At 47.3% G+C, this 23785-nt stretch carries 18 protein-coding genes; 11 read left to right on the forward strand and 7 right to left on the reverse strand.

The genetic code is table 11. The features are described 5' to 3' along the window. Nucleotides 1–8: 8 nt before the first annotated feature. Together RDP42_RS03265 and RDP42_RS03270 are read right to left on the reverse strand one after the other, a co-directional pair. Nucleotides 9–968 carry a D-2-hydroxyacid dehydrogenase gene (locus tag RDP42_RS03265; protein WP_308762507.1) on the reverse strand — a complete coding sequence of 320 codons (960 nt, stop codon included), beginning with the start codon at nucleotides 966–968 and terminating at the stop codon, nucleotides 9–11. A gap of 24 nt (nucleotides 969–992) precedes the next feature. Continuing rightward, nucleotides 993–2267, reverse strand: coding sequence for a replication-associated recombination protein A (locus RDP42_RS03270; RefSeq protein WP_308762508.1), 1275 nt, complete (start codon nucleotides 2265–2267; stop codon nucleotides 993–995). A 715-nt stretch (nucleotides 2268–2982) separates the two neighbouring features. Between RDP42_RS03270 and RDP42_RS03275 the strand changes: the two genes are divergently transcribed. Further along, entirely contained in the window at nucleotides 2983–4722 is a 1740-nt protein-coding gene (locus tag RDP42_RS03275) for a glutamine--tRNA ligase/YqeY domain fusion protein (RefSeq protein WP_022352772.1), read from the forward strand. A 9-nt stretch (nucleotides 4723–4731) separates the two neighbouring features. Here RDP42_RS03275 and RDP42_RS03280 read toward each other — a convergent pair whose 3' ends face one another. Next, entirely contained in the window at nucleotides 4732–4992 is a 261-nt protein-coding gene (locus RDP42_RS03280) for a hypothetical protein (protein ID WP_308762509.1), read from the reverse strand. A 35-nt stretch (nucleotides 4993–5027) separates the two neighbouring features. Further along, nucleotides 5028–5942, reverse strand: a complete 915-nt coding sequence (locus RDP42_RS03285; protein ID WP_308762510.1) for a DUF368 domain-containing protein — start codon at nucleotides 5940–5942, stop codon at nucleotides 5028–5030. 127 nt (nucleotides 5943–6069) lie between these two features. On the opposite strand from RDP42_RS03285, the gene tpx reads away from it, so the two are divergent. Then, entirely contained in the window at nucleotides 6070–6573 is a 504-nt protein-coding gene (gene tpx / locus RDP42_RS03290) for a thiol peroxidase (RefSeq protein WP_204475826.1), read from the forward strand. Nucleotides 6574–6655: 82 nt separating this feature from the next. Here tpx and RDP42_RS03295 read toward each other — a convergent pair whose 3' ends face one another. Further along, complete coding sequence (locus tag RDP42_RS03295) at nucleotides 6656–7720, reverse strand: mannose-1-phosphate guanylyltransferase (protein WP_204475825.1); 1065 nt, start codon at nucleotides 7718–7720, stop codon at nucleotides 6656–6658. Nucleotides 7721–7802: 82 nt separating this feature from the next. Here RDP42_RS03295 and thiD point away from each other — a divergent pair, with 82 nt between their 5' ends. The 5 genes from thiD (at nucleotide 7803) to RDP42_RS03320 (ending at nucleotide 14436) form a co-directional block, all read left to right on the forward strand. After that, the gene (thiD, locus tag RDP42_RS03300; RefSeq protein WP_308762511.1) at nucleotides 7803–8636 is read left to right on the forward strand and encodes a bifunctional hydroxymethylpyrimidine kinase/phosphomethylpyrimidine kinase; all 834 of its coding nucleotides are present in this window, start codon (nucleotides 7803–7805) and stop codon (nucleotides 8634–8636) included. A gap of 54 nt (nucleotides 8637–8690) precedes the next feature. After that, nucleotides 8691–9578 (forward strand): ACP S-malonyltransferase, encoded by an 888-nt coding sequence (fabD, locus tag RDP42_RS03305; protein ID WP_303911392.1) that lies wholly within the window; start codon nucleotides 8691–8693, stop codon nucleotides 9576–9578. Between the two features lie 122 nt (nucleotides 9579–9700). Further along, nucleotides 9701–11401: an alpha-amylase family protein gene (locus RDP42_RS03310; RefSeq protein WP_308762512.1), complete on the forward strand. Its 1701-nt coding sequence runs from the start codon at nucleotides 9701–9703 to the stop codon at nucleotides 11399–11401. A gap of 123 nt (nucleotides 11402–11524) precedes the next feature. Next, a complete protein-coding gene (locus tag RDP42_RS03315; protein ID WP_308762513.1) occupies nucleotides 11525–13183 on the forward strand; it encodes an AMP-binding protein in 1659 nt (552 codons plus the stop codon). A 5-nt stretch (nucleotides 13184–13188) separates the two neighbouring features. Beyond that, nucleotides 13189–14436: a hypothetical protein gene (locus tag RDP42_RS03320; RefSeq protein WP_308762514.1), complete on the forward strand. Its 1248-nt coding sequence runs from the start codon at nucleotides 13189–13191 to the stop codon at nucleotides 14434–14436. A 26-nt stretch (nucleotides 14437–14462) separates the two neighbouring features. Here RDP42_RS03320 and RDP42_RS03325 read toward each other — a convergent pair whose 3' ends face one another. Together RDP42_RS03325 and RDP42_RS03330 are read right to left on the reverse strand one after the other, a co-directional pair. Continuing rightward, nucleotides 14463–15050, reverse strand: coding sequence for a Crp/Fnr family transcriptional regulator (locus RDP42_RS03325; RefSeq protein WP_308762515.1), 588 nt, complete (start codon nucleotides 15048–15050; stop codon nucleotides 14463–14465). Between the two features lie 22 nt (nucleotides 15051–15072). After that, entirely contained in the window at nucleotides 15073–15960 is an 888-nt protein-coding gene (locus tag RDP42_RS03330) for a YitT family protein (RefSeq protein WP_308762516.1), read from the reverse strand. Nucleotides 15961–16113: 153 nt separating this feature from the next. Between RDP42_RS03330 and RDP42_RS03335 the strand changes: the two genes are divergently transcribed. The 4 genes from RDP42_RS03335 to RDP42_RS03350 all read left to right on the forward strand — a co-directional run bounded on the left by RDP42_RS03335 (nucleotide 16114) and on the right by RDP42_RS03350 (nucleotide 23466). Next, on the forward strand, nucleotides 16114–17343 hold the full coding sequence (locus RDP42_RS03335; protein ID WP_308762517.1) for an LL-diaminopimelate aminotransferase: 1230 nt from the start codon (nucleotides 16114–16116) through the stop codon (nucleotides 17341–17343). An 88-nt stretch (nucleotides 17344–17431) separates the two neighbouring features. After that, entirely contained in the window at nucleotides 17432–19621 is a 2190-nt protein-coding gene (locus tag RDP42_RS03340) for a glutamine synthetase III (protein WP_308762518.1), read from the forward strand. Between the two features lie 159 nt (nucleotides 19622–19780). Beyond that, on the forward strand, nucleotides 19781–21442 hold the full coding sequence (locus RDP42_RS03345) for a putative transporter (RefSeq protein ID WP_308762519.1): 1662 nt from the start codon (nucleotides 19781–19783) through the stop codon (nucleotides 21440–21442). Nucleotides 21443–21468: 26 nt separating this feature from the next. Beyond that, nucleotides 21469–23466, forward strand: a complete 1998-nt coding sequence (locus RDP42_RS03350) for a fructose-1,6-bisphosphatase (protein ID WP_308762520.1) — start codon at nucleotides 21469–21471, stop codon at nucleotides 23464–23466. Nucleotides 23467–23785 lie beyond the last annotated feature (319 nt).

Consider the following 23785-nt stretch of genomic DNA (forward strand, 5'->3'; position numbering starts at 1 on the left):
ACTTCCTTTTATTTAGATACCACATTGACCGGACGACCTTCCATGAAAGCCTTCAGGTTGTTGACTGCCAGGTTCATCAAACGCACACGTGCCTCACTGGTAGCCCAGGCCTGATGAGGAGTGATGTAACAATTACGCGCCTTGAGCAACGGATTATCGGCACGGGGCGGTTCGGAAGAAAGGACGTCCAAACCGGCTGCCGCAATCTTGCCACCGTTCAAGGCATCCGCCAAATCCTGCTCGTTGACCAATCCGCCACGGCCTGTATTGATCAGAATGGCAGTCGGCTTCATCAGGCTCAGCTTGCGGGCATCCACCAGTTCACGGGTATCTTCTGCCAACGGACAATGCAGGCTCACAATATCACATTTCCGGAACAGTTCATCCAATGAAGGACATTTATGCACATCCGAAGGAAGTTCCATGGCCGACTTACTGGTATAAGCATATACCTCCAGTCCGAAACTGACCGCAATGCGGGCCGTAGCACTTCCGGTGTGTCCAAAACCGATGATTCCCATTTTCTTTCCATCCAACTCATGCAAGGGGGTATCCCAAAAACAGAAATCAGCCTGTCCGTTCCACTTGCCGTTCCGTACTTCCTCGGCATAATGTCCTGTGCGCTGTACGATGTTCAGGATATGGGCAAAAGCCATCTGTGCCACCGACTTCGTGCTATACGCCGGAATATTGGTCACGACTATTCCCCGACGGGAAGCTGCTTCGATGTCCACTATGTTATAGCCTGTAGCCAATACGCCGATATATTTCAAGTCGGGCAGTTTTTCAATTGTAGCGGCATCCAATACGACCTTATTGGTAAACAAGACCTCTGCCCCAGCCGCACGTTTCAACACTTCTTTGGGGGCTGTCCGTTCATATACGGTCAGTTCACCCAATGCCTTCAAATCCTCCCAAGACAAATCTCCCGGGTTCAATGTATATCCGTCTAATACGACAATCTTCATGTTTTATTCTCCTTAAATTATATGTTATTCTTTAAAACGTTCACCCCACAGTCCGACCATACGGTCTTTCATTTTCTGCTCCGACGGATTTTCCTGAGCATGCCACAGGCGCTGTGTCCGGATTTCTTCCGGCAGAAAATCCTGTTTCACGAAGTTTCCTTTGTATGCATGCGCATATTTGTAATCTTTTCCGTATCCCAGCTGTTTCATCAGCTTGGTCGGCGCATTGCGCAAATGCAGCGGAACCGGCAGATTACCGGTATCACGCACCAGTTGCAATGCCGAATTGATACCTTCGTATGCCGAATTGCTTTTCGGACTGGTAGCCAGATACACCGTCGCCTCCGCCAAAGGAATCCGCCCCTCGGGCCACCCGATTTTCATCACCGCGTCGAAAGCCGCATTGGCCAGCAGCAGCGCGTTGGGATTAGCCAGACCGATATCTTCCGAAGCCGAAATCACCAGCCGTCGGGCTATGAAGGCAGGATCTTCGCCTCCTTCCACCATCCGGGCCAGCCAGTACAAGGCACCATCCGGATCACTGCCTCGGATAGATTTGATAAAGGCAGATATAATGTCATAATGCATTTCTCCCTCCTTATCATACGCCAGCGGATTCTGTTGCAGGTTGGCCATCACCTTCTCGTCTGTAATGACCACCGAATCCTCTGTTTCCGATTCAATCACCAGTTCCAGGATATTCAACAGCTTGCGGGCATCTCCTCCCGAATAACGGAGCATGGCATCCGTTTCCTTCAGTTCCACCTTCCGTTCCTTCAGCACCGCATCTTTTTCCAAAGCATGGTGTACCAGCTCCAGCAAATCGTCCTTTTCCAGCGGTTTCAGCACATAGAGCTGGCAACGCGACAGCAACGGCCGGATGACTTCGAACGAAGGATTTTCAGTGGTGGCTCCTATCAAGGTCACCGTCCCCGTTTCTACTGCTCCCAACAGTGAATCCTGCTGCGATTTACTGAACCGATGGATTTCGTCAATAAACAAAATAGGACTCTGCTGCGAGAAGAAGCGGTTGGCCTTGGCCTTTTCAATCACCTCACGCACTTCCTTCACTCCCGAAGTGACCGCACTCAGCGTATAAAAAGGAACTTCCAGCCGGTTGGCGATAATCTGTGCCAGCGTAGTTTTTCCCACTCCCGGAGGTCCCCACAAAATAAACGAAGAAATCCGTCCCGATTCAATCATTTTTCGCAACACGGCTCCCTCGCCTACCAGGTGTTTCTGACCAATATATTCATCCAGCGTCTTCGGACGCATCCTTTCAGCCAATGGTTGTGACATACACTATCAATTTAAAACCGTTTCAAAGATAGTGAAAGCTGAGCGCAGAGACAAATAGAAAACATAGTTTTCTAATTTTGGCTATGCCGAAGCGCATCCTATCTTATGGAAAGATAGTGAAAGCTGAGCGCAGAGACAAATAGAAAACGTAGTTTTCTAATTTTGGCTATGCCGAAGCGCATCCTATCTTATGGAAAGATAGTGAAAGCTGAGCGCAGAGACAAATAGAAAACGCAGTTTTCTAATTTTGACTATGCTGAAGCGCATCCTAAGCGCCCGTAAAGATAGTGAAACTTTCTCTCAAGGTGATGCAGCAATCTACTACCACACCTTGAAAAAAGAAGTGAAGAAATAAAAATGAAACAGAAATGTAAAGACAAAAAAAAAGGCGCTTTTCACAAAGGGCCTTTTTAAGTTTTCAATAGGTATTAGTTTTTTTTCTTAAGGTAAAAAGATTGTTTTCAGGATAACGGCACAAAGATGCGGCGTTTTTTTCAGGTAACCAAATAAAAAAACATGTCATAAAACACATTCTGCGTTTTTTTCATTTTCTTTCGTTTGCCATTATTAACAACATGCATCCGTGTGCTCTTACAAAGATAAGCAAAATTAAGTAAAACGCATCCATTTGCAGAAATATTTTCCGCATTTATTCACATGGTGATTATTTTTACTAATTTTGCAACCATATAAAGAAAACATAAAACGTTTCCGTATGACAGAAATAAATACGACTGAAAATTCAGAAAAGAAAAGTCTGAATTTCATTGAACAAATTGTAGAGAAAGACTTACAGGAAGGTAAAAACGGCGGAAGAATACAGACCCGTTTTCCGCCTGAACCCAACGGATACCTGCACATCGGACATGCAAAGGCCATCTGTCTGGACTTTGGAATTGCCCAGCGCTATGGCGGTGTCTGCAACCTGCGTTTTGATGATACAAACCCCACCAAGGAAGACGTGGAATACGTAGAAGCCATCAAGGAAGACATCCAGTGGCTGGGATTCCAGTGGGGACACGAATATTATGCTTCTGACTATTTCCAGCAGCTTTGGGACTTCGCCATCCGTCTGATTAAAGAAGGAAAAGCGTATGTAGACGAGCAGACTTCGGAAGAAATCGCTGCCCAGAAAGGTACACCGACCCAACCCGGAACGGAAAGCCCTTACCGCAACCGTCCGATTGAAGAAAGCCTGGAACTGTTCCAGAAAATGAATGCGGGAGAAATTGAAGAAGGAAAGATGGTATTGCGTGCCAAAATCGATATGGCCAACCCGAACATGCATTTCCGCGACCCGATCATCTATCGTGTCGTGAAAACGCCTCACCACCGTACAGGTGACAAATGGAAGGCTTATCCGATGTATGACTTTGCACACGGACAGAGCGACTATTTTGAAGGAGTAACCCACTCACTGTGTACACTGGAATTCGTGGTACACCGCCCGCTGTACGACTTGTTTGTCGACTGGGTAAAAGAAGGCAAGGACCTGAACGACAACCGTCCGCACCAGTATGAGTTCAACAAGCTGAACCTGAGCTACACCCTGATGAGTAAACGTAACCTGCTGACGCTGGTCAAGGAAGGTTTGGTAGACGGATGGGATGACCCCCGAATGCCGACCATCTGCGCATTCCGCCGCCGCGGTTACTCTCCGGAATCCATCCGCAAGTTCATCGACAAAATCGGTTATACCACTTACGACGCGCTGAACGATTTTGCTTTGCTGGAAAGTGCCGTACGTGAAGACCTGAACGTACGTTCCACCCGTGTGTCTGCCGTGCTGAATCCGGTGAAACTGATTCTGACCAACTATCCGGAAGGAAAAGTGGAAGAAATGGAAGCCATCAACAATCCGGAAGACTTGAGCGCCGGCACACATACCATTGAATTCAGTCGTGAACTCTGGATGGAACGCGATGACTTCATGGAAAATGCACCGAAGAAATACTTCCGCATGACTCCGGGACAGGAAGTCCGCCTGAAAAACGCTTACATCGTGAAATGTACGGGCTGCAAGAAAGACGAAAACGGAAACGTGGTAGAGGTGTATGCAGAATACGACCCGAACACGAAGAGCGGCATGCCGGAAGCTAACCGCAAGGTGAAAGGTACCCTCCACTGGGTAAGCTGCAACCACTGCCTGAAAGCAGAAGTACGTTTGTACGACCGCCTGTGGAAGGTGGAAAATCCACGCGACGAGATGGCAGCCATCCGCGAAGCCAAAGGATGCTCCGCACTGGAGGCGATGCAGGAAATGATCAATCCGGATTCTTTGAAGGTTCTGCACGAATGTTACGTCGAGAAATTCCTGGCCGATGCCAAACCGCTCGACTACCTGCAGTTCCAACGTATCGGTTACTTCAACGTAGATAAGGATTCTACTCCGGAACACCTGGTGTTCAACCGTACCGTATCATTAAAAGATACATGGAGCAAGATCAACAAATAAAAATCCCTTTCAGAATACAGGATAAAGCCGATTTTCTGGAAGATTTCTGACGATTTTTGTGGGGTATTTCCCCCCCTCGAAAAAACGCCCTTGTGTTTGGATTAAAACGCAAGGGCGTTTTATTTCAAACGTAAGTGCGTTTAAAGGAAAACGCAAGTGCGTTTCAGTCCAAACGCCAAAGCGTTTTTTTGAAACGCAAAGGTGTCTTTTTTCAGGCCAGAAAATCCCCTGCAAAGCCCCAAAATCAGCCATAAAAAAACCGCCGGACATTCATCCGACGGTAAAATCATTGTGAAAATATCGAGTTAACGTTCCGAAGTCTTGGCCGAAAGTTTCTCCAAGAAATATACCAAGAAAAATCCAACCACCATCAGTACTACCGCTTCGGTCACATAGGCATTCGGAAGAATGTTATGTTCTACCAGCGGCTTCACTTCTCCATGACTGTCCACAAATGTTTCCACCACTTCTTTCCAAGGCCATACCTTGTTCAATGACCCCAGCATGAAACCGGTCAGCACCGCCAGCGTGATATTACGGAAATGGGCCAAGGCATACGACAAGATTCGTGAAAAGGAAGTGATTCCAATACAGGCACCTGCTGCAAAGACCACCATCACCACCACGTCCAGCGTCTTCACCGCATCCATGATGAAGAAATACTTTCCTAAGAGAACCAAGATAAAACTACCGGAAATGCCTGGAAGAATCATCGCACAAATGGCGATGGCCCCACACAGGAAAATAAACAACAAGTTCGACGGCGTCTCGGCCGGAGTGGCCACCGTGATATAAAACGCTATCACCACCCCTATCACAAAGGCAATCCAGGTTTTCCAGCTTTTCCACTCCTTGATGTCTTTCGATACAAACCAAGTGGAAGCCAGCACCAGCCCGAAAAAGAACGACCACACCAATATCGGATGGTCTACCAGCAGCCAAGTAATCAGCTTGGCCAGTGAAAACACACTGATACCGATTCCTGCCAACAGAAAAAACAAGAAGTTGCCATTGATTTTTTTCCAGAAAGCCCCCCATTTTCCAGTAAAGAACAATTTCAAGCTTTCCAAGTTGATGCTCTTAATTGAATTAATCAACTCATCATAAATACCTACAATGAAGGCAATGGTTCCTCCCGATACGCCGGGAACCACATCGGCAGCTCCCATCCCCATACCTTTTAACATCAGAACCACATAGTCTTTCAGTTTTCGTTCCATCAATTTATCTGTAAAAAGTTAGCGGATGCAAAGTAAACGAAAAAAAACTGCTATACTACCATCCCCGGGAAACATTTTACGGTTTTTATTGTTACTTTTATAGCGATTATTAAAAAATAGATTGATTATGGCTACAACTTTATTTCAAGGAACTCCTGTCACACTGGCCGGAGAGTTTATACAGAAAGGAGCACAGGCTCCAGATTTTTCACTGGTCAAAGGCGACCTGAGTTCATTCACCCTGGCTGATGCCAAAGGTAAATATGTGGTATTGAACATTTTCCCGAGCATGGATACGGGTGTATGTGCCGCTTCTGTCCGCAAGTTCAACCAGCTGGCTGCAGGTATGGAAAATACACTGGTGCTGGCCATCTCCAAAGATTTGCCATTTGCACAAGGACGTTTCTGCACGGCTGAAGGCATCGAACGTGTCATTCCATTGTCAGACTACCGTTACACTTCTACTTTCGGCAAAGATTACGGTGTACTGATGACCGATGGCCCTCTGTGCGGACTGCTGGCTCGCGCCGTAGTAATCCTGAATCCGGAAGGAAAGGTTATCTACACGCAGCTGGTTCCGGAAATCGTGGAAGAGCCCGATTACGAAGCTGCACTGGCTGCCCTCAAATAAAAAGGGAAAACATCTACAATAAGAAAGGGACCACCCGTTTCATTACGAGTGGCCCCTTTCCTTATATTATGACCTTATATGTTTATTCTGCAGAGAATTCCTTGATGCGCTGTTCTTCCGACAAGCGGCAAACCAGCAACGTATTGTTCTTTTCTGCCACAATGTAACCGTCCAGTCCTTGCACCACCACCTTCTTTTCCTGGGTAGTATGTACTATACAATTGCGTGATTCATACATTTTAATGTCCGGTCCGATACACACATTGTGATGGGCGTCGTGCTTGGAATTTTCATGAAGAGAGCCCCAGGTGCCCAGGTCGCTCCATCCGAAAGAAGCCGGGAACACATATATTTCGTCCGCTTTTTCCATGATGGCATAGTCCACCGAAATATTCTCACAAGTAGGAAACAGTTCATCCACCATCTCCTGCTCCTTGTCGGTATAGAAATAAGGGAAAAGACGTTCGAAAATCTTTGCCATAACCGGCTGATACACACGGATGGCATTGACAATCGTATTGACATTCCATACGAAAATACCCGCATTCCAGAAATAGTTTTTCCGCTGCAGATAACGTTCTGCCGTAGCCAAATCAGGTTTTTCACGAAAAGCATCCACCCGATAGATTTCCTTGTTCGAAGGGCAGGCCATCGACAAATCGGCTTCAATGTATCCGTAGCCTGTTTCCGGACGGGTCGCTTTCATTCCCAACGTCACAATGGCGTCTGAATCGGCCGTAAACTTCATCGCAGAAGTCACCACACGGTCAAATTCGCGCACGTTCATCACGATATGGTCACTGGGGGTCACTACGATATTGGCTTTGGGATTGCGGGCCTTGATTTTCCAACTTACATAAGCAATGCAAGGGGCTGTGTTCCGTCGGCAAGGCTCAAGCAGGATATGATCGGAAGAGATTTCCGGCAATTGCTCTTTTACGATATCCGCATATTTTGCAGAGGTAACAACCCATATATTTTCAGGCAGACATACATCTTTAAAACGATCTACGGTCAGTTGGATGAGCGTACGTCCACAACCCAATACATCAATAAACTGTTTGGGCATTTCCGGACTGCTCATCGGCCAAAAGCGACTGCCTATGCCTCCAGCCATAATGACCACGTGATTATTCGTCGGATTCATAACAAACTTTTCTTGGTAACTTCGCAAAGTTAAATGTTTAATTTGAATATTTCCTATCTTTGTAAAAAATTATCTACTGGATATGAGAACTTACCCATGCGTACTGACCATCGCCGGATCTGACTGTAGCGGCGGAGCAGGCATTCAAGCTGATATCAAAACCATCTCTGCACTGGGTGCCTATGCGGCCAGCGCCATCACTGCCATCACCGTACAAAACACCTGCGGCGTTACCGGCATCCACCCGGTTCCACCTTCCTACGTGAAGGGACAAATCGAAGCCGTCATGGACGACATCCGCCCGCAGGCCATCAAGATTGGCATGATCAATGACACGAAAATAGTGGAAGTCATTGCTGAAATGCTTCAGAAATACCAACCTCAGTTTGTGGTGTTCGACCCCGTCATGGTATCGACCAGCGGCTGCAAATTGATGGAAGACGAAGCCATTGAAGCCATCACTACCCGGCTGATTCCACTGGCTACCCTGATTACCCCAAACTTGAGCGAAGCAGAAATTTTAGCAGGACAAAAGATCCGTACCGTGGAGAAAATGCAACGACAGGCAAAAGAAATGCTGAAACTGGGATGCCGGGGGGTACTTGTCAAAGGCGGACACCTGGAAGGCGGACGTATGTGCGATGTACTTCAAACCGTCGGCGAGGAAGCGCCTCATCTGTTTGCCGCCCCAAAGGTAGACAGCCGGAACACCCACGGTACGGGTTGTACGCTGTCCTCGGCCATTGCTACCTATCTGGCTTTAGGAGAGACAATTACCGATGCTGTGGAAAAAGCCAAACAATATGTTTACAAAGGCATTGAAGCAGGAAAAGACGTATGCATCGGCCATGGCCACGGTCCGCTGAATCACTTCTATTCGCCTGTACCAATGCACATTTTCGACAAAAACGGGTAATATGTCAAAAGAATCATTACCTTTGCAACCAAAAACTTAAACCATAAAGAAAATATGAAAGCATTTGTATTTCCTGGACAAGGAGCTCAATTCGTAGGAATGGGAAAAGACCTGTACGAAACATCTCCGCTTGCCAAAGAATTATTTGAGAAAGCCAACGATATTTTGGGTTACCGTATCACCGACATCATGTTCGAAGGTACTGACGAAGATTTGCGCCAGACAAAGGTCACCCAGCCTGCTGTATTCCTTCACTCTGTCATCTCTGCCTTGTGCATGGGAGATGCCTTCCAGCCGGAAATGACTGCCGGACACTCTTTGGGTGAATTCTCTGCCTTGGTAGCAGCCGGAGCCTTGTCATTCGAAGACGGACTGAAACTGGTGTATGCACGTGCCATGGCCATGCAGAAAGCCTGCGAAGCCCATCCGTCTACCATGGCGGCCATCATTGCCCTGCCGGATGAAAAAGTAGAAGAAATCTGCGCTTCTGTAGCAGCCGAAGGAGAAGTCTGTGTGGCAGCCAACTACAACTGCCCGGGACAGATTGTGATTTCAGGAAGCATTGAAGGTATCAACAAGGCTTGTGAACTGATGAAAGCAGCCGGTGCCAAACGTGCCCTCCCGTTGAAAGTGGGTGGTGCTTTCCACTCTCCGCTCATGGACCCTGCCAAGGTTGAACTGGAAGCGGCTATCAACGCTACGGAGTTCCACACCCCAAAATGTCCGATCTACCAGAATGTAGACGCTCTTCCTCATACAGACCCGGCTGAAATCAAGAAGAACCTGGTGGCACAGCTCACTGCTTCTGTTCGTTGGACACAGACCGTACAGCACATGATTGCCGACGGAGCCGACGACTTCACAGAATGTGGTCCGGGTGCCGTACTGCAGGGACTGATCAAGAAAATCAACAAAGAAGTCAACGCACACGGAATTGCATAATCAGACAATCAGTCTGACTCAGGCACGAATTATACGAAACTGGCGGATCCCTTTCATACATCCGTGCTAAACCGTATAATTCGTGCTTTTTCTTTTTATCAACCACAAATAAAAGACTCATTATGGAAACGACAAAAAAAATCATTATTTATCAGGTCTTTACGAGACTTTTTGGAAATCAGAACAAGACTTGTCAGCCAGATGGAAGCATCGAAGTAAACGGATGCGGAAAAATGAAAGATTTCACCAAACAAGCCTTGCATGAAATCAAGAAACTGGGAGCCACCCACATCTGGTACACCGGCCTGCTGGCCCATGCCTCTCAAACAGATTATACTGCATACGGAATTCCGAAAAATCATCCTTCCATCGTGAAAGGAAAAGCGGGTTCTCCTTATGCTATTCGTGATTACTATGATGTAGACCCTGATTTGGCCGAACACGTAGATAAACGAATGGAAGAATTCGATGATTTGGTGAAACGTACCCATGAATGTGGGCTGAAAATGATCATCGACTTTGTACCGAACCATGTCGCACGACAGTATCATTCCATTGCCAAACCGCAAGGTGTAAAAGACTTGGGAGAAGAGGATGACTGCACACAGGCTTTCAATCCACAAAACAACTTCTATTACATCCCGGACCAGAAACTGGGAGGAGAAATTGATTTCTACAATCCGGAAATGGGAACCTACGAGGAAATGCCAGCCAAGGCTACCGGAAACGACCGCTTTGACCCATGGCCCAACCGGAACGACTGGTATGAAACAGTCAAACTGAACTATGGCGTGGATTACATCAACCATACGGGAGGACATTTCGACCCGATTCCCGATACCTGGCATAAAATGGAACAGATCCTGAACTACTGGGCCGAAAAAGGAATTGACGGTTTCCGTTGCGACATGGCAGAAATGGTTCCCTGCGAATTCTGGGGATGGGTGATTCCGCGCATTAAAGCCACTTATCCGCATATCATCTTTATTGCCGAGGTATATAATCCCAACGAATACCGGAACTACATTTACAACGGACATTTCGATTACTTGTATGACAAAGTGGGTCTTTACGACACACTGAGAAACATCACCTGTGGCTATGGTTCAGCTACCGGCATTACGCATTGCTGGCAGAGCGTGGACGATATCCAGGACCACATGCTGAACTTCCTGGAAAACCATGACGAACAGCGTATCGCTTCCGGATTCTTTGCCGAAGACCCGTTCAAGGCTATCCCGGCCTTTATCGTTTCAGCCTGTCTGCGGAAAAATCCAATCATGCTGTATTTCGGACAGGAATTAGGTGAAAAAGGTATGGACAGCGAAGGCTTCAGCGGACGTGACGGACGCACCACCATTTTCGACTACTGGTGTGTGGACAGCATTTTCCGCTGGAACAACCACGGACGCTGGAATACGCATCTGCTGAATGACAGAGAAAAAGAATTACGCCATATTTATGAAACCATTCTGCATATCTGTCAGATCGAACCGGCCATCAGTGACGGCGACTTTTTCGATTTGATGTATGTCAACCTGAACGGATGGCAGATGAACGAACACAAGCAATATGCTTTCTTGCGGAAATTTGCCAACGAGGTACTGCTGATTATGGTAAACTTCGGGGACGCTGCCGCACAGATTGGAGTCAACATTCCTTCGCATGCATTCGATTATCTGAAAATGACTCCTGCACCGAAATGCAAATGCAAGGACCTGCTCTCCGGAAAACAGGAAACCATCTGCTTCTCTCCAAACAGTCCGGTATGCACGGAACTTCCGGCATTCGGCGGAAAAATCCTGAAGTTCAAAATAAAATAACTCACACCCTGCGAAATACCTGCCTCTATCGCATAGTTTTGATTTATTTTATTTGGAAACTTGAAACAAAAAGGTATCTTTGCACAAATAAGCCAACTTTGTGCAAACAATAAATACAATTATATGGAAAAAAGTTTTCTGGCCTTTGTAGAAGACAGCATCAAGAACAATTGGGATCTGGATGCCCTGACAGATTATAAAGGAGCCACCTTGCAGTACAAGGACGTAGCACGTAAAATAGAGAAACTACATATTCTGCTGGAAGAAAGCGGTATCAAACCAGGCGACAAAGTAGCCTTGTGCGGACGTAACAGTTCGCACTGGGGCGTCGCTTTCCTGGCTATCCTGACCTACGGGGCGGTAGCAGTCCCGATTCTACATGAATTCAAGGCAGACAATGTGCACAACATCGTCAATCATTCCGATGCCCGCCTGCTTTTTGTAGGCGATGTAGTATGGGAATCGTTGAATGAAAACGAAATGCCCAACTTGGAAGGCATCATCCTGATGACCGACTTCACCCTGCTGGTATGCCGTAGCAAACAGCTGGAATACGCCCGTGAACATTTGAATGAAATGTTCGGGAAAAAGTTCCCCCGCAACTTCCGGAAAGAACATGTCAGCTACCGGAGAGATACCCCGGAAGAGCTTGCCATGATCAACTACACATCAGGAACAACCAGTTTCTCCAAAGGTGTCATGCTTCCCTATCGCAGTCTGTGGTCCAATACACAGTTCGCATTCGAGGTTTTACATTTGCAGCCGGGAAACAAAGTAATCTCCATTCTTCCCATGGCCCACATGTACGGGCTTGCCTTTGAATTCATCTACGAATTCTGCGCAGGCTGTCATGTATACTTCCTCACTCGCATGCCAAGCCCGAAAATCATCTTCCAGGCCTTTACCGAAGTAAAGCCTCACATCGTAATTTCCGTTCCGCTTATCATTGAGAAAATCATCAAGAAGAACGTATTGCCCAAACTGGAAACGCTGAAAATGAAAATCCTGTTGAAGGTACCCATCATCAATGATAAAATCAAGGAAGCAGTACGCGAACACATGATACAGGCTTTTGGCGGCAACTTCTATGAGATTATCATTGGAGGAGCTGCTTTCAATCAGGATGTGGAACGCCTGCTGCGAAGCTTGGATTTCCCTTACACAGTAGGCTACGGCATGACGGAGTGCGGTCCGATTATCAGTTATGAAGACTGGCGACGATACAAACCTGGTTCATGCGGAAAAGCAGCTCCCCGAATGGAAATCAAGATTGACAGTTCCGACCCGCAAAACGTGGTAGGAGAAATTCTTGCACGAGGCGAAAATGTCATGTTAGGCTATTACAAGAATCCGGAAGCTACTGCCCAAGCCATTGATACGGAAGGCTGGCTGCATACGGGAGACTTGGGAGTAATGGACAAGGAAGGTAATCTCACCATCAAAGGACGAAGCAAAAATATGCTACTCGGACCTTCCGGTCAGAACATCTATCCGGAAGAGATTGAAGAAAAAATCAGCAATCTGCCGTATGTATGTGAGAACATTGTCATCCAGCAAAGCGACCACAAACTGGCAGCCCTCATTTATCCGGACTTTGACGAAGCCTTCAAACAGGGTCTGACCAAGGAAGACATTGAAAGAATCATGGAAGAAAACCGTGTGGCAGTCAATGCGGAACTTCCCGCCTATTCACAGATTGCACGTGTAAAGATTTATCCGGAAGAGTTTGAGAAAACACCGAAGAAGAGTATTAAACGATTCCTTTACCAAGAAGTCAAATAATCACCATGAGATTAAAACTTATATCCGTGTTCCTGCTGGGAAGCCTCCTGGCGGGAACACCTGTTTCCGCCCAGAAAAAAGAACAGAAAAGTGTACTGAAAAAAGGGCCTAATGTATCACTGAACATTACCAGCAAAAAGAAATTTCCTCAACGGACATACTTCAACCTGGGACTGTTCAGCAACTATCCTTGCCTGAACGGAGTGGGCATCAATGCAATTTCAAGCTTGCAACACTATAACGCATACGGCCTGCAGATTTCCGGACTTACCAATGTGTCGGGATTAAAGTCTACGGGAGTGCAGATTTCAGGTATCGCCAATGTGACTGGGAAAAGAGCCTGCGGGTTTATCCTCTCCGGACTGACCAACGTAACAGGGACCTCTGCATACGGTTTGTCTGTGGCCGGACTGGGAAACATCTCGGGAGGAGACATTAAAGGTATGGGTATCGCCGGACTGGTCAACGTGAGTGAAGACCTTCGAGGGGTAGCCATTGCGGGACTGGCCAACGTCAACAAGGATGTACAGGCCGGATTGATTCTCAGCGGACTGATGAACGTGTCGGGAACTTCCTCCAGAGGAGTCCAATTGACTTCCTTACTCAACGTCACAGGAAAATCCAACGAAGGATGGCAGCTGGCTGGTTTAGGAAATGTCAGTGTGGAAAACAAAGGCGTACAAAGTGCCTTACTGAACTACAGCGTGGAAAACAAAGGCGTACAGTTAGGCATAGGCAATGTCAATACCAAAAGTGATGCCCGAGGCTATCAGATAGGAATTATCAACGTAAGTACAGACAGTACGGCACATCAGATAGGCTGTATCAACCTAAAACCGGAAACACGTGTGCAAATGATTATTTCCGGAGGTAATGCCAACAAAGGAAGCCTGTCTATCCGCTTCAAAAACAAATTTACTTATACACAGATTGGTGCGGGAGCTTACTACCTGGGAACCGATCGTCCCGTTTCCGTCAGCGGATTTTATCGGGCCGGTGTATATCACAGCCTGACTAAAAAACTCGACCTCAGTGCAGACATCGGATACTACCACATCGAATCACTGGACAATAAAAACCAGGGAATCCCCGCACGCCTGTATGCACTGGAACCTCGCATCAGCCTGGAATACAGCCTGACGAAAAAATTTGGTCTCTTCGTATCCGGCGGATACGGATGGACCCGTACATATAAAGGTAATCATGCTTTTGACCAGAAAATGGTCTTCGAAGCGGGAATGGTTCTGTTTTAAACAGACCATTCCTCATTTTTTCAGAATCAACTGTTCAGACTTGCAGAACGTACCCGGCTCAAGGTTTCCGGAGTCATCTGCAACAGAGAAGCGATATACACCAAGGGGGCACGCTTCAAGATTTCAGGATGCAACTGAAGCAATTTGTTGTAACGCTCATGGGCCGGTTCAAACCGCAGCGTATCCGCCTTCACCTGCGACTCGATTAAAGACAGTTCAAAAATTCTACGGTACCATGCCCCAATTGACGCATCTTCCTGAGCCAACATTTCCAATCTATCTTTAGGAATCTCCCATGCTACGGTAGGTTCCAAGGTTTCAATCATCAGTCGCGTCGGTTCTTCCTTTAAATAACTTTCCAGACAGATTACCACGCCCCCTTCATAAGCTATGTGTTCCGTCAAATCTTTGTCATATTTAAAGTAAAACTGACGAGTCAGTCCTTTCTCGATATAAAGCATGGAACGGCAAACATCACCTTCATCCAATATCCTCTCACCCTTCTTGTATTTTTTACAAGTCAGTATTTCAGCCAGTTGATGAAGCTGTTCCCGTTTAAGAAGACATCTCATTCCGGACACCATCAGCCTGGCTGCTTCTACATTTGTCATCATACTATTCACTTTTCTTCTAACTTTATTTGACTTTGATACGATCAAAACCTTCTCCAAACACTCCGATAACGGCGCTTTGTGACACAAACGCCTTAGGGTCTATATCCTTAATCAGACGAAAAATCGTGCTGGACTCACTTTTCTTGGCCAACACAAACATCATCTTGACTCCATTGTGGGTGTAACATCCCACCCCGTCAATAAAGGTTACTCCTCGGTGCAAATCCTTGTTGATGCGGGCTCCTATTTCTTCATATTTATTGGATATGATGAAAAACTGCACTGACTGACGGGCACTGTTCACCACCTGGTCGAGTACAAAGCTGGAAATAAACAATACCACATATCCGTAAACCACTTTCTCCCAGCTATGTAACACCAAATAACTTGAAGAAATAATAATCACGTCACAAATCAGAATTACTTTTCCCAATGAAATATCACGGTACTTATTGACAATGGCAGCTATAATATCTGTACCCCCGGTACTTCCATTGGCCGAAAATGCCACTCCGATACCTGCTCCACAGAAAGAAGCTCCCAACACACACGACATGAACGGCTGGTTATGAATCAAAGGCCCGGAAACAAATTTTTGAATGACACTCAAGATTACGGTCAATGTAAAGACTGCGAATATGGTCTTCAAACAAAATTTAAGCCCCAAAATTTTCAAGGCAAGTAAAAGCAGCAAGAAATTAATAATTAAATAAGTGTATTGCACCGGAAAACCCGTACCCCAAAAAATAATTGACGCAATACCCGGTACCGCGCCCGAAGGAATATCACTGGGCAACAAAAATCCGGTCCATCCGATACCATACATAATCATTCCCAATGCGATCATTAAATAATCCTTGGTTTCTCTCAATAATTTCTGCTTTCTCGTAGTAGGCAAAGCTGGATTCATCTCTTTGGTTTTCTTTAAAAATTTCGAATGCAAAAGTAAAAAAAAATCCACAGAATTGACTTATATCAATTTCAAAAAATAAGAAAATAAAGCAAGAGCATATTTTTAAAAATGACATGATTTTCGTAATTTTGCCGGCAAATAGGAGAATAAATGGCATTAGTCAACGAACACCTGCTCAAATTACCGGAAAACTACTTGTTTACCGATATCGTGAAAAGAGTAAATTCTTTTAAAGTGACACATCCCCAGGCCCGCATCATTCATCTGGGAATCGGTGATGTGACCCTACCTATCCCCAAAGCATGTGTGGAAGCCATGCAAAAAGCTGCCGGAGAATTAGGCAACGCAGAAACCTTCAGAGGATATGGTCCTGAACAAGGATATGATTTCTTAATCGAAGCCATCCTGAAGCATGATTATGCAGCTCATGGCATCAATTTTGACAGCAATGAAATATTCATCAGCGATGGTTCAAAATCAGATACAGGAAACATCGGTGATATCCTGCGGCATGACAACAGCATTGGTGTGACCGATCCCATTTATCCGGCTTACATCGACTCCAACGTTTCCTGTGGAAGGGCGGGAGTGCTGGAGGAAGACGGGAAATGGAGCAATGTGGTCTACATGCCCTGCCGTATCGAAAACAATTTCGTGCCAGAAATTCCCAAACAACGCATTGACATCATTTATCTATGCTACCCGAACAACCCCACGGGAGCTGTCTTGACGAAGAGCGAACTCAAAAAGTGGGTCAACTATGCCATAGAAAACGATGCACTCATTATTTTCGATGCGGCTTACGAAGCCTATATACAAGATCCCGACATTCCCCACTCTATCTATGAAATCAAAGGGGCCAAGAAAGTAGCCATCGAATTCCGTAGTTTCTCAAAGACCGCCGGATTTACCGGAGTACGCTGCGGATACATGGTCATCCCGAAGGAGGTGACCGCAGCCACCCTGGAAGGAGAACGGGTACAGCTGAACAAACTATGGCTCAGACGACAGGCCACCAAGTTCAACGGAGTATCTTATATCACCCAGCGAGGAGCCGAAGCGATTTATACCCCGGAGGGGAAAGAACAAGTAAAGGCCATGGTGAAATATTATATGGACAATGCCAAAATCATGAAAAGAATGCTCTCGAAGACCGGTGTACAGTTCTTTGGAGGAGACAATGCACCTTACCTGTGGGTAAAGGCCCCGGGCAATCAAACCGCATGGAAGTTCTTCGACAAGCTGCTGTACGAGGCACACGTAGTGAGCACCCCGGGAGTCGGATTCGGCCCCAGCGGTGAAGGATATGTACGACTGACTTCTTTCGGCGACCGTCACCAATGCGAGGAAGGCATTCGAAGAATCTGTCAGTGCCTGTAAGTAACCTCCCGACACAACCCAATACCTCAAACAACAACCCATACATCAACTATAAAATCAAACAACTTAAATAAGAAATTAAGGTAATATGTCTAAATTAAGATTCAGAGTTGTGGAAAAGGCATTCCACAAGAAACCGGTAGAAGTACCATCACCGGCAGAACGCCCGAGCGAGTATTTTGCTAAATACGTGTTCAACCGCGAAAAAATGTTCAAGTACTTGCCGAGTAATGTCTATGCCAAACTGATTGACGTCATTGACAACGGCGCTTCTCTCGACCGCAGCATCGCCAATGCCGTAGCCGACGGAATGAAACGTTGGGCCATCGAACTGGGAGTAACGCACTACACCCACTGGTTCCAGCCTTTGACCGAAGGCACTGCCGAAAAGCACGACGCATTCGTGGAACATGACGGAAAAGGCGGCATGCTGGAAGAATTCTCCGGCAAGTTGCTGGTACAGCAGGAATCAGACGGTTCGTCATTCCCGAACGGAGGTATCCGTAATACATTCGAAGCACGCGGTTACAGTGCATGGGATCCTTCCTCACCGGTATTCGTGGTAGATGACACCTTGTGTATCCCTACCGTATTCATAGCCTATACCGGAGAATCACTCGACTATAAGGCTCCGTTGCTGAAGGCCCTGCGTGCAGTCAACAAAGCTGCTCTCGATGTGATGCACTACTTCGACCCGTCAGTAAAGAAAATTGTATCTTATCTGGGTTGGGAACAGGAATATTTCCTGGTAGACGAAGGATTGTATGCCGCACGTCCGGACCTGTTGCTGACAGGACGTACTTTGATGGGACACGAAGCTTCCAAAAACCAACAGTTGGAAGACCACTATTTCGGTGCTATTCCGACCCGTGTGGCTGCTTTCATGAAAGACCTCGAAATCCAGGCTCTTGAACTGGGCATTCCAGTCAAGACACGTCACAATGAGGTAGCTCCGAACCAGTTTGAGCTGGCTCCCATTTACGAAGAATGCAACCTGGCCGTAGACCACAACATGCTGATCATGTCACTGATGCGGAAGATTGCCCGCAACCACGGATTCCGCGTGCTGCTGCATGAAAAACCGTTCAAAGGCGTCAACGGCTCCGGAAAGCACAACAACTGGTCACTGGGTACCGACACCGGTACACTGTTGATGGCTCCGGGCAAAACCTCTGAAGACAACCTGCGTTTCATCACTTTCGTAGTGAATACCCTGATGGCTGTGTACCGCCACAACGGCCTGTTGAAAGCTTCCATCATGAGCGCCACCAACGCACACCGTCTGGGAGCCAACGAAGCACCTCCCGCCATCATCTCTTCTTTCCTGGGCACCCAACTGAGCAAAGTGCTCGACCATCTGGAAGAAAGCACCAATGACGACCTGGTAGCATTGAGAGGAAAGCAAGGAATGAAACTCGACATTCCGCAGATTCCGGAACTGCTGATTGATAATACGGACCGAAACCGTACATCGCCGTTTGCCTTTACTGGTAACCGTTTCGAATTCCGTGCACCGGGATCGGAAGCGAACTGTGCCAGCGCCATGATTGCCCTGAACACAGCTGTTGCCGAGCAGCTCACTGAATTCAAGAAAGAAGTGGACGAACTGATTGAAAGAGGGGAACCGAAGATTTCAGCCATCATCCAGGTAATCCGCAAATGTATCAAGGAATGCAAGCCTATCCGCTTCGACGGCAACGGTTATAGCGAAGAATGGAAAGAAGAAGCGGCTCGCCGCGGTCTGGACTGCGAAACCAGCTGTCCAGTCATCTTCGACAATTACCTGAAGCCGGAAAGCATCCGCATGTTCGAATCTACCGGCGTCATGAACCGCAAGGAGCTGGAAGCCCGCAACGAGGTGAAATGGGAAATGTATACCAAGAAAATCCAGATTGAAGCCCGTGTACTGGGCGACCTGGTAATGAACCACGTGGTTCCGGTAGCCATTGAATACCAGAGCAAGCTGATTGACAATGCCTACAAGATGAAATCATTGTTCCCGGAAGACGAAGCTCATGCACTGTCGGCTGAGAACCTGAATATCATCAAAGCGATTTCGGAACATACTTCATACATCAAGAAACATGTGGACGAAATGGTGGAAGCCCGCAAAGTGGCCAATCGCATTACCAGTGAACGTGAAAAGGCAATCGCCTACCACGACACAGTGGCTCCGATGCTGGAACAGATCCGTTACCACATCGACAAGCTGGAACTGATTGTAGACGACCAGATGTGGACGCTTCCTAAATATCGTGAACTGCTGTTCGTACGATAAACAGAATTCGTCCCCTCACGACTATTTTATCATCCCCGAAGGCTTTTCAAAGGCGATTTTCTGCCAGAAGGCCCTTCGGGGATTTGTTATTGACGCACTTTTCTAACATTTTGTCCGGTACAAAAGATTTATTTTCCACAAAGTATATATCTTTGCAGCATGGAATGGTTAATTAATTTATTTGTGGAACAATCCGCTCTGCAGGCGGTCATCATACTTTCCCTCATTACAGCCATCGGGTTAGGACTGGGAAAGATTCATGTTTTCGGAATTTCTCTCGGAGTAACATTTGTTTTCTTCACTGGCATTCTGGCAGGGCATCTGGGCTTTTCCATCGATTCCCAAATGCTAAGTTACGCCGAAAGCTTCGGGCTGGTTTTATTTGTCTATGCCTTGGGCCTGCAAGTAGGTCCCGGTTTCTTCAGTTCCTTTCAACGGGGCGGATTCCGCCTGAACATGCTGGGACTGGGAGTCATCTTCCTGGGTACACTCATGGCTATCATCCTAAGCTTTACTACAGACATAGGCCTTCCCGACATGGTAGGTATCCTGTGTGGTGCTACCACCAATACGCCCGCCCTTGGTGCCGCCCAGCAGACTTTAAAACAACTGGGAGAACCCACCAGTGGAGCCGCCCTCAGCTGCGCGGTGACCTATCCGCTGGGAGTGGTAGGTGTGATTTTTGCAATTCTGGTCGTCAAGAAGTTCTTCGTACGCCCCTCAGACATGAACGAAAGGGAACATGATGACCCGAACCATACCTATATAGCCACTTTCCAAGTGCATAATCCTGCCATTTTCAATAAAAGCATACAGGACATTGCACAAGCCGGTTATCCTAAATTCGTTATCTCCCGCCTCTGGCGAGAAGGTACAGTCAGTATCCCTACCTCCGAAAAGATTCTAAAAGAAAACGACCGTATCCTAGTCATTACAACTGAAAAGGATGCTCCCACCCTGACCATTCTTTTTGGGGAACAGGAGAAACGGGACTGGAACAAGGAAGACATCGACTGGAATGCCATCGACAGCAAACTGATTTCCAAACACATCGTTGTGTCACGTCCGGAAATCAACGGGAAAAAGCTGGGGTCACTCCGCCTGCGAAACACATACGGCATCAACATCAGCCGGGTACTCCGTAGCGGCGTACAACTCCTGGCCACTCCAGGACTGGTGTTGCAATTAGGCGACCGACTGACCGTAGTAGGTGAAGCGGCTGCTATCCAGAATGTGGAAAAAGTACTGGGAAATACGGTCAAGACCCTGAAAGATCCGAACCTGGCCTCTATCTTTATCGGTATCGTACTGGGACTGGTGGTCGGCTCTATCCCCATTGCCATTCCGGGTATCAGTTCACCGGTCAAGCTGGGACTGGCCGGCGGTCCTATCATCATGGGTATCCTGATTGGGGCTTACGGTCCTCGCCTGCATCTGGTCACCTATACCACCCGAAGCGCCAACCTGATGCTGAGAGGTATCGGACTTTCGCTCTATCTGGCCTGCCTCGGACTGGATGCCGGAGCCCACTTCTTTGAAACCGTCATGCGGCCGGAAGGTGCCCTGTGGGTAGGTATCGGCTTCCTGATTACCTTCATTCCGGTAGTCATCATGGCACTGGTGGCACTCCGCCTGTGCAAGATGGACTTCGGAAACACCTGCGGCATGCTGTGCGGCAGCATGGCAAACCCCATGGCCCTGAACTATGCCAACGACATCATCCCCGGCGACGAACCCTCCGTAAGCTATGCCACCGTCTATCCGCTCGGCATGTTTACCCGCGTCATCATCGCCCAACTGGTGCTGATGTTATTCTTATAAAGTAAAATCTAAACTAAACCCATCACATGGAAACGTATAAACAAATCACACCCGAAATGATACAAGAGGATATCCGTTACCTGGAACTCCTCTCCCACGATTTTCCCAGCCTGGCTGCTGCCAGTACGGAAATCATCAACCTGGAAGCCATCCTCAACCTGCCGAAAGGTACAGAACATTTTCTGGCCGACCTTCACGGAGAGTATGAAGCCTTCCAGCACGTGCTCCGCAACGCTTCAGGAGCCATCAAGCGGAAAGTCAACGAAATTTTCGGTAATAATCTCCGCGAAATGGAGAAAAAGGAGCTTTGCACATTGATTTACTATCCCGAACAAAAACTACAACTGGTAAAGGAAGTAGAGAAAGATCTGGTAGACTGGTATGTCATCACCTTGAACCAGCTGGTAAAAGTGTGCCAGAATGTTTCTTCCAAATATACCCGTTCAAAAGTCCGCAAGGCACTTCCCGAGGAATTTTCCTACATCATCCAGGAGTTGCTTCACGAAAGTTCTATGGACCCCAACAAGCAGGCCTACATCAATGTCATCATCCGCACCATCATCGATACCCGGCGTGCCGATGACTTCATCATCGCCATGTGCAACCTGATTCAACGGCTGACCATCGATTCCCTGCACATTTTAGGAGATATTTTCGACCGTGGTCCCGGACCTCATATCATCATGGATACGCTTTGCGACTATCATAACTTTGACATCCAATGGGGAAACCACGACATCCTGTGGATGGGAGCCGCTTCGGGCAACGACTGCTGCATTGCCAACGTACTCCGTCTGGCCATGCGCTACGGAAATCTCTCGGCACTGGAAGACGGCTACGGCATCAATCTGCTCCCGTTGGCTACCTTTGCCATGGAAGCATACGCCAACGACCCGTGTGAATATTTCGTTCCCAAGATAGCTCCGGAAAACAGTACCTACAATGACAAGACCTTGCGACTCATCTCGCAGATGCACAAGGCCATCACCATCATACAGTTCAAACTGGAAGCTGCCGCCATTCTCCGCCATCCGGAATTTGAGATGAACGACCGCATGCTGCTGCACCACATCGACTTCAAACGGAAAGTATTCCAGCTCGACGGCAAAGACTACGAAATGCGCGACTGCCTGTTCCCGACTGTGGATCCGGAACATCCGTACCAGCTGACAGAAGAAGAACAAGAAATCGTGGAAAAACTGCACAATTCTTTCACAGGCAGCGAAAAACTGCGCAAGCACATGAAGTGTCTTTTCCGTTACGGCTGCATGTACAATGTCTGCAATTCCAACCTGCTTTTCCACGCTTCCATGCCGATGAACGCCGACGGCACTTTGAAGGAAGTAAACATATTGGGACAGAACTACAAGGGAGAGGCCCTGCTGAAACGGGTAGGACAACTCATCCGTACCGCTTATTTTGCAGAAGACGACCATCCGGAAAAAGCGTTTGCCAGAGATTTCATCTGGTATCTGTGGTGCGGCAAGAACTCCCCGGCCTTCGACAAGAGCAAGATGGCTACTTTCGAACGGTACTTCCTGACCGACAAGGAAACCCACAAGGAAATAAAAGGATACTATTACACCTTGCGCGACCGGGAAGATATCTGCGACATGATTATGGATGAATTCGGCGTGGAAGGCGAACATCGCCACATCATCAACGGTCACGTACCTGTGAAAGCTGTGAAAGGAGAAAAGCCTATCAAGGCCAATGGCAAGCTGATGGTCATCGACGGTGGATTTTCCAGAGCCTACCAGCCGGAAACCGGTATTGCCGGCTACACGCTGGTATACCATTCCCGCGGTTTCCAGCTCGTACAGCATGAGCCGTTCACTTCTACCCAAAAAGCCATCGAGGAAGGACTCGACATCAAGTCGACCACCCAGATTGTGGAAATGAGCAGCAAGCGAATGATGGTGAAAGATACCGACAAAGGACGTGAGCTGATGGTTCAGATTGAAGATTTAAAGAAACTGCTGGTAGCCTACCAGAACGGTATCATCAAGGAAAAAGGAATGTAAATATCCCCTAAAAAAACGCCAGTGCGTTTGAATCCAAACGCTTTGACGTTTTATCTAAAACGCAAGTACGTTTGACTTAAAACGTGCTTGCGTTTTCCTTTAAACGCACTTGCGTTTTTCCAGCCCCTTCACAAAGACACATTTTCAAGCTTCCAAAGTCTTTTTTTTACATCATAGAGTATCTTTTTCTCATGAAACGCTTGCATATTCAAAAATAATGCGTACCTTTGCACCCGTGATTGAAAAACGCTTCAACACAAAGCCAGGATGGCCCGTTCGTCTATCGGTTAGGACGCAAGATTTTCATTCTTGAAAGGGG

This window comes from uncultured Bacteroides sp. (genome assembly GCF_902472605.1).
GTDB lineage: Bacteria > Bacteroidota > Bacteroidia > Bacteroidales > Bacteroidaceae > Phocaeicola.

Excerpts from the sequence above, each read along its gene's own strand:
- RDP42_RS03270 (WP_308762508.1), bottom strand. The coding sequence starts at position 2,267 with ATGTCACAACCATTGGCTGAAAGGATGCGTCCGAAGACGCTGGATGAA.
- RDP42_RS03335 (WP_308762517.1), top strand. The coding sequence starts at position 16,114 with ATGGCATTAGTCAACGAACACCTGCTCAAATTACCGGAAAACTACTTG.
- RDP42_RS03275 (WP_022352772.1), top strand. The coding sequence starts at position 2,983 with ATGACAGAAATAAATACGACTGAAAATTCAGAAAAGAAAAGTCTGAAT.
- RDP42_RS03325 (WP_308762515.1), bottom strand. The coding sequence starts at position 15,050 with ATGATGACAAATGTAGAAGCAGCCAGGCTGATGGTGTCCGGAATGAGA.
- RDP42_RS03340 (WP_308762518.1), top strand. The coding sequence starts at position 17,432 with ATGTCTAAATTAAGATTCAGAGTTGTGGAAAAGGCATTCCACAAGAAA.
- RDP42_RS03320 (WP_308762514.1), top strand. The coding sequence starts at position 13,189 with ATGAGATTAAAACTTATATCCGTGTTCCTGCTGGGAAGCCTCCTGGCG.
- RDP42_RS03330 (WP_308762516.1), bottom strand. The coding sequence starts at position 15,960 with ATGAATCCAGCTTTGCCTACTACGAGAAAGCAGAAATTATTGAGAGAA.
- RDP42_RS03280 (WP_308762509.1), bottom strand. The coding sequence starts at position 4,992 with ATGTCCGGCGGTTTTTTTATGGCTGATTTTGGGGCTTTGCAGGGGATT.
- RDP42_RS03295 (WP_204475825.1), bottom strand. The coding sequence starts at position 7,720 with ATGAATCCGACGAATAATCACGTGGTCATTATGGCTGGAGGCATAGGC.
- RDP42_RS03350 (WP_308762520.1), top strand. The coding sequence starts at position 21,469 with ATGGAAACGTATAAACAAATCACACCCGAAATGATACAAGAGGATATC.
- RDP42_RS03310 (WP_308762512.1), top strand. The coding sequence starts at position 9,701 with ATGGAAACGACAAAAAAAATCATTATTTATCAGGTCTTTACGAGACTT.
- RDP42_RS03315 (WP_308762513.1), top strand. The coding sequence starts at position 11,525 with ATGGAAAAAAGTTTTCTGGCCTTTGTAGAAGACAGCATCAAGAACAAT.
- RDP42_RS03265 (WP_308762507.1), bottom strand. The coding sequence starts at position 968 with ATGAAGATTGTCGTATTAGACGGATATACATTGAACCCGGGAGATTTG.
- RDP42_RS03345 (WP_308762519.1), top strand. The coding sequence starts at position 19,781 with ATGGAATGGTTAATTAATTTATTTGTGGAACAATCCGCTCTGCAGGCG.
- RDP42_RS03285 (WP_308762510.1), bottom strand. The coding sequence starts at position 5,942 with ATGGAACGAAAACTGAAAGACTATGTGGTTCTGATGTTAAAAGGTATG.
- tpx (WP_204475826.1), top strand. The coding sequence starts at position 6,070 with ATGGCTACAACTTTATTTCAAGGAACTCCTGTCACACTGGCCGGAGAG.
- thiD (WP_308762511.1), top strand. The coding sequence starts at position 7,803 with ATGAGAACTTACCCATGCGTACTGACCATCGCCGGATCTGACTGTAGC.
- fabD (WP_303911392.1), top strand. The coding sequence starts at position 8,691 with ATGAAAGCATTTGTATTTCCTGGACAAGGAGCTCAATTCGTAGGAATG.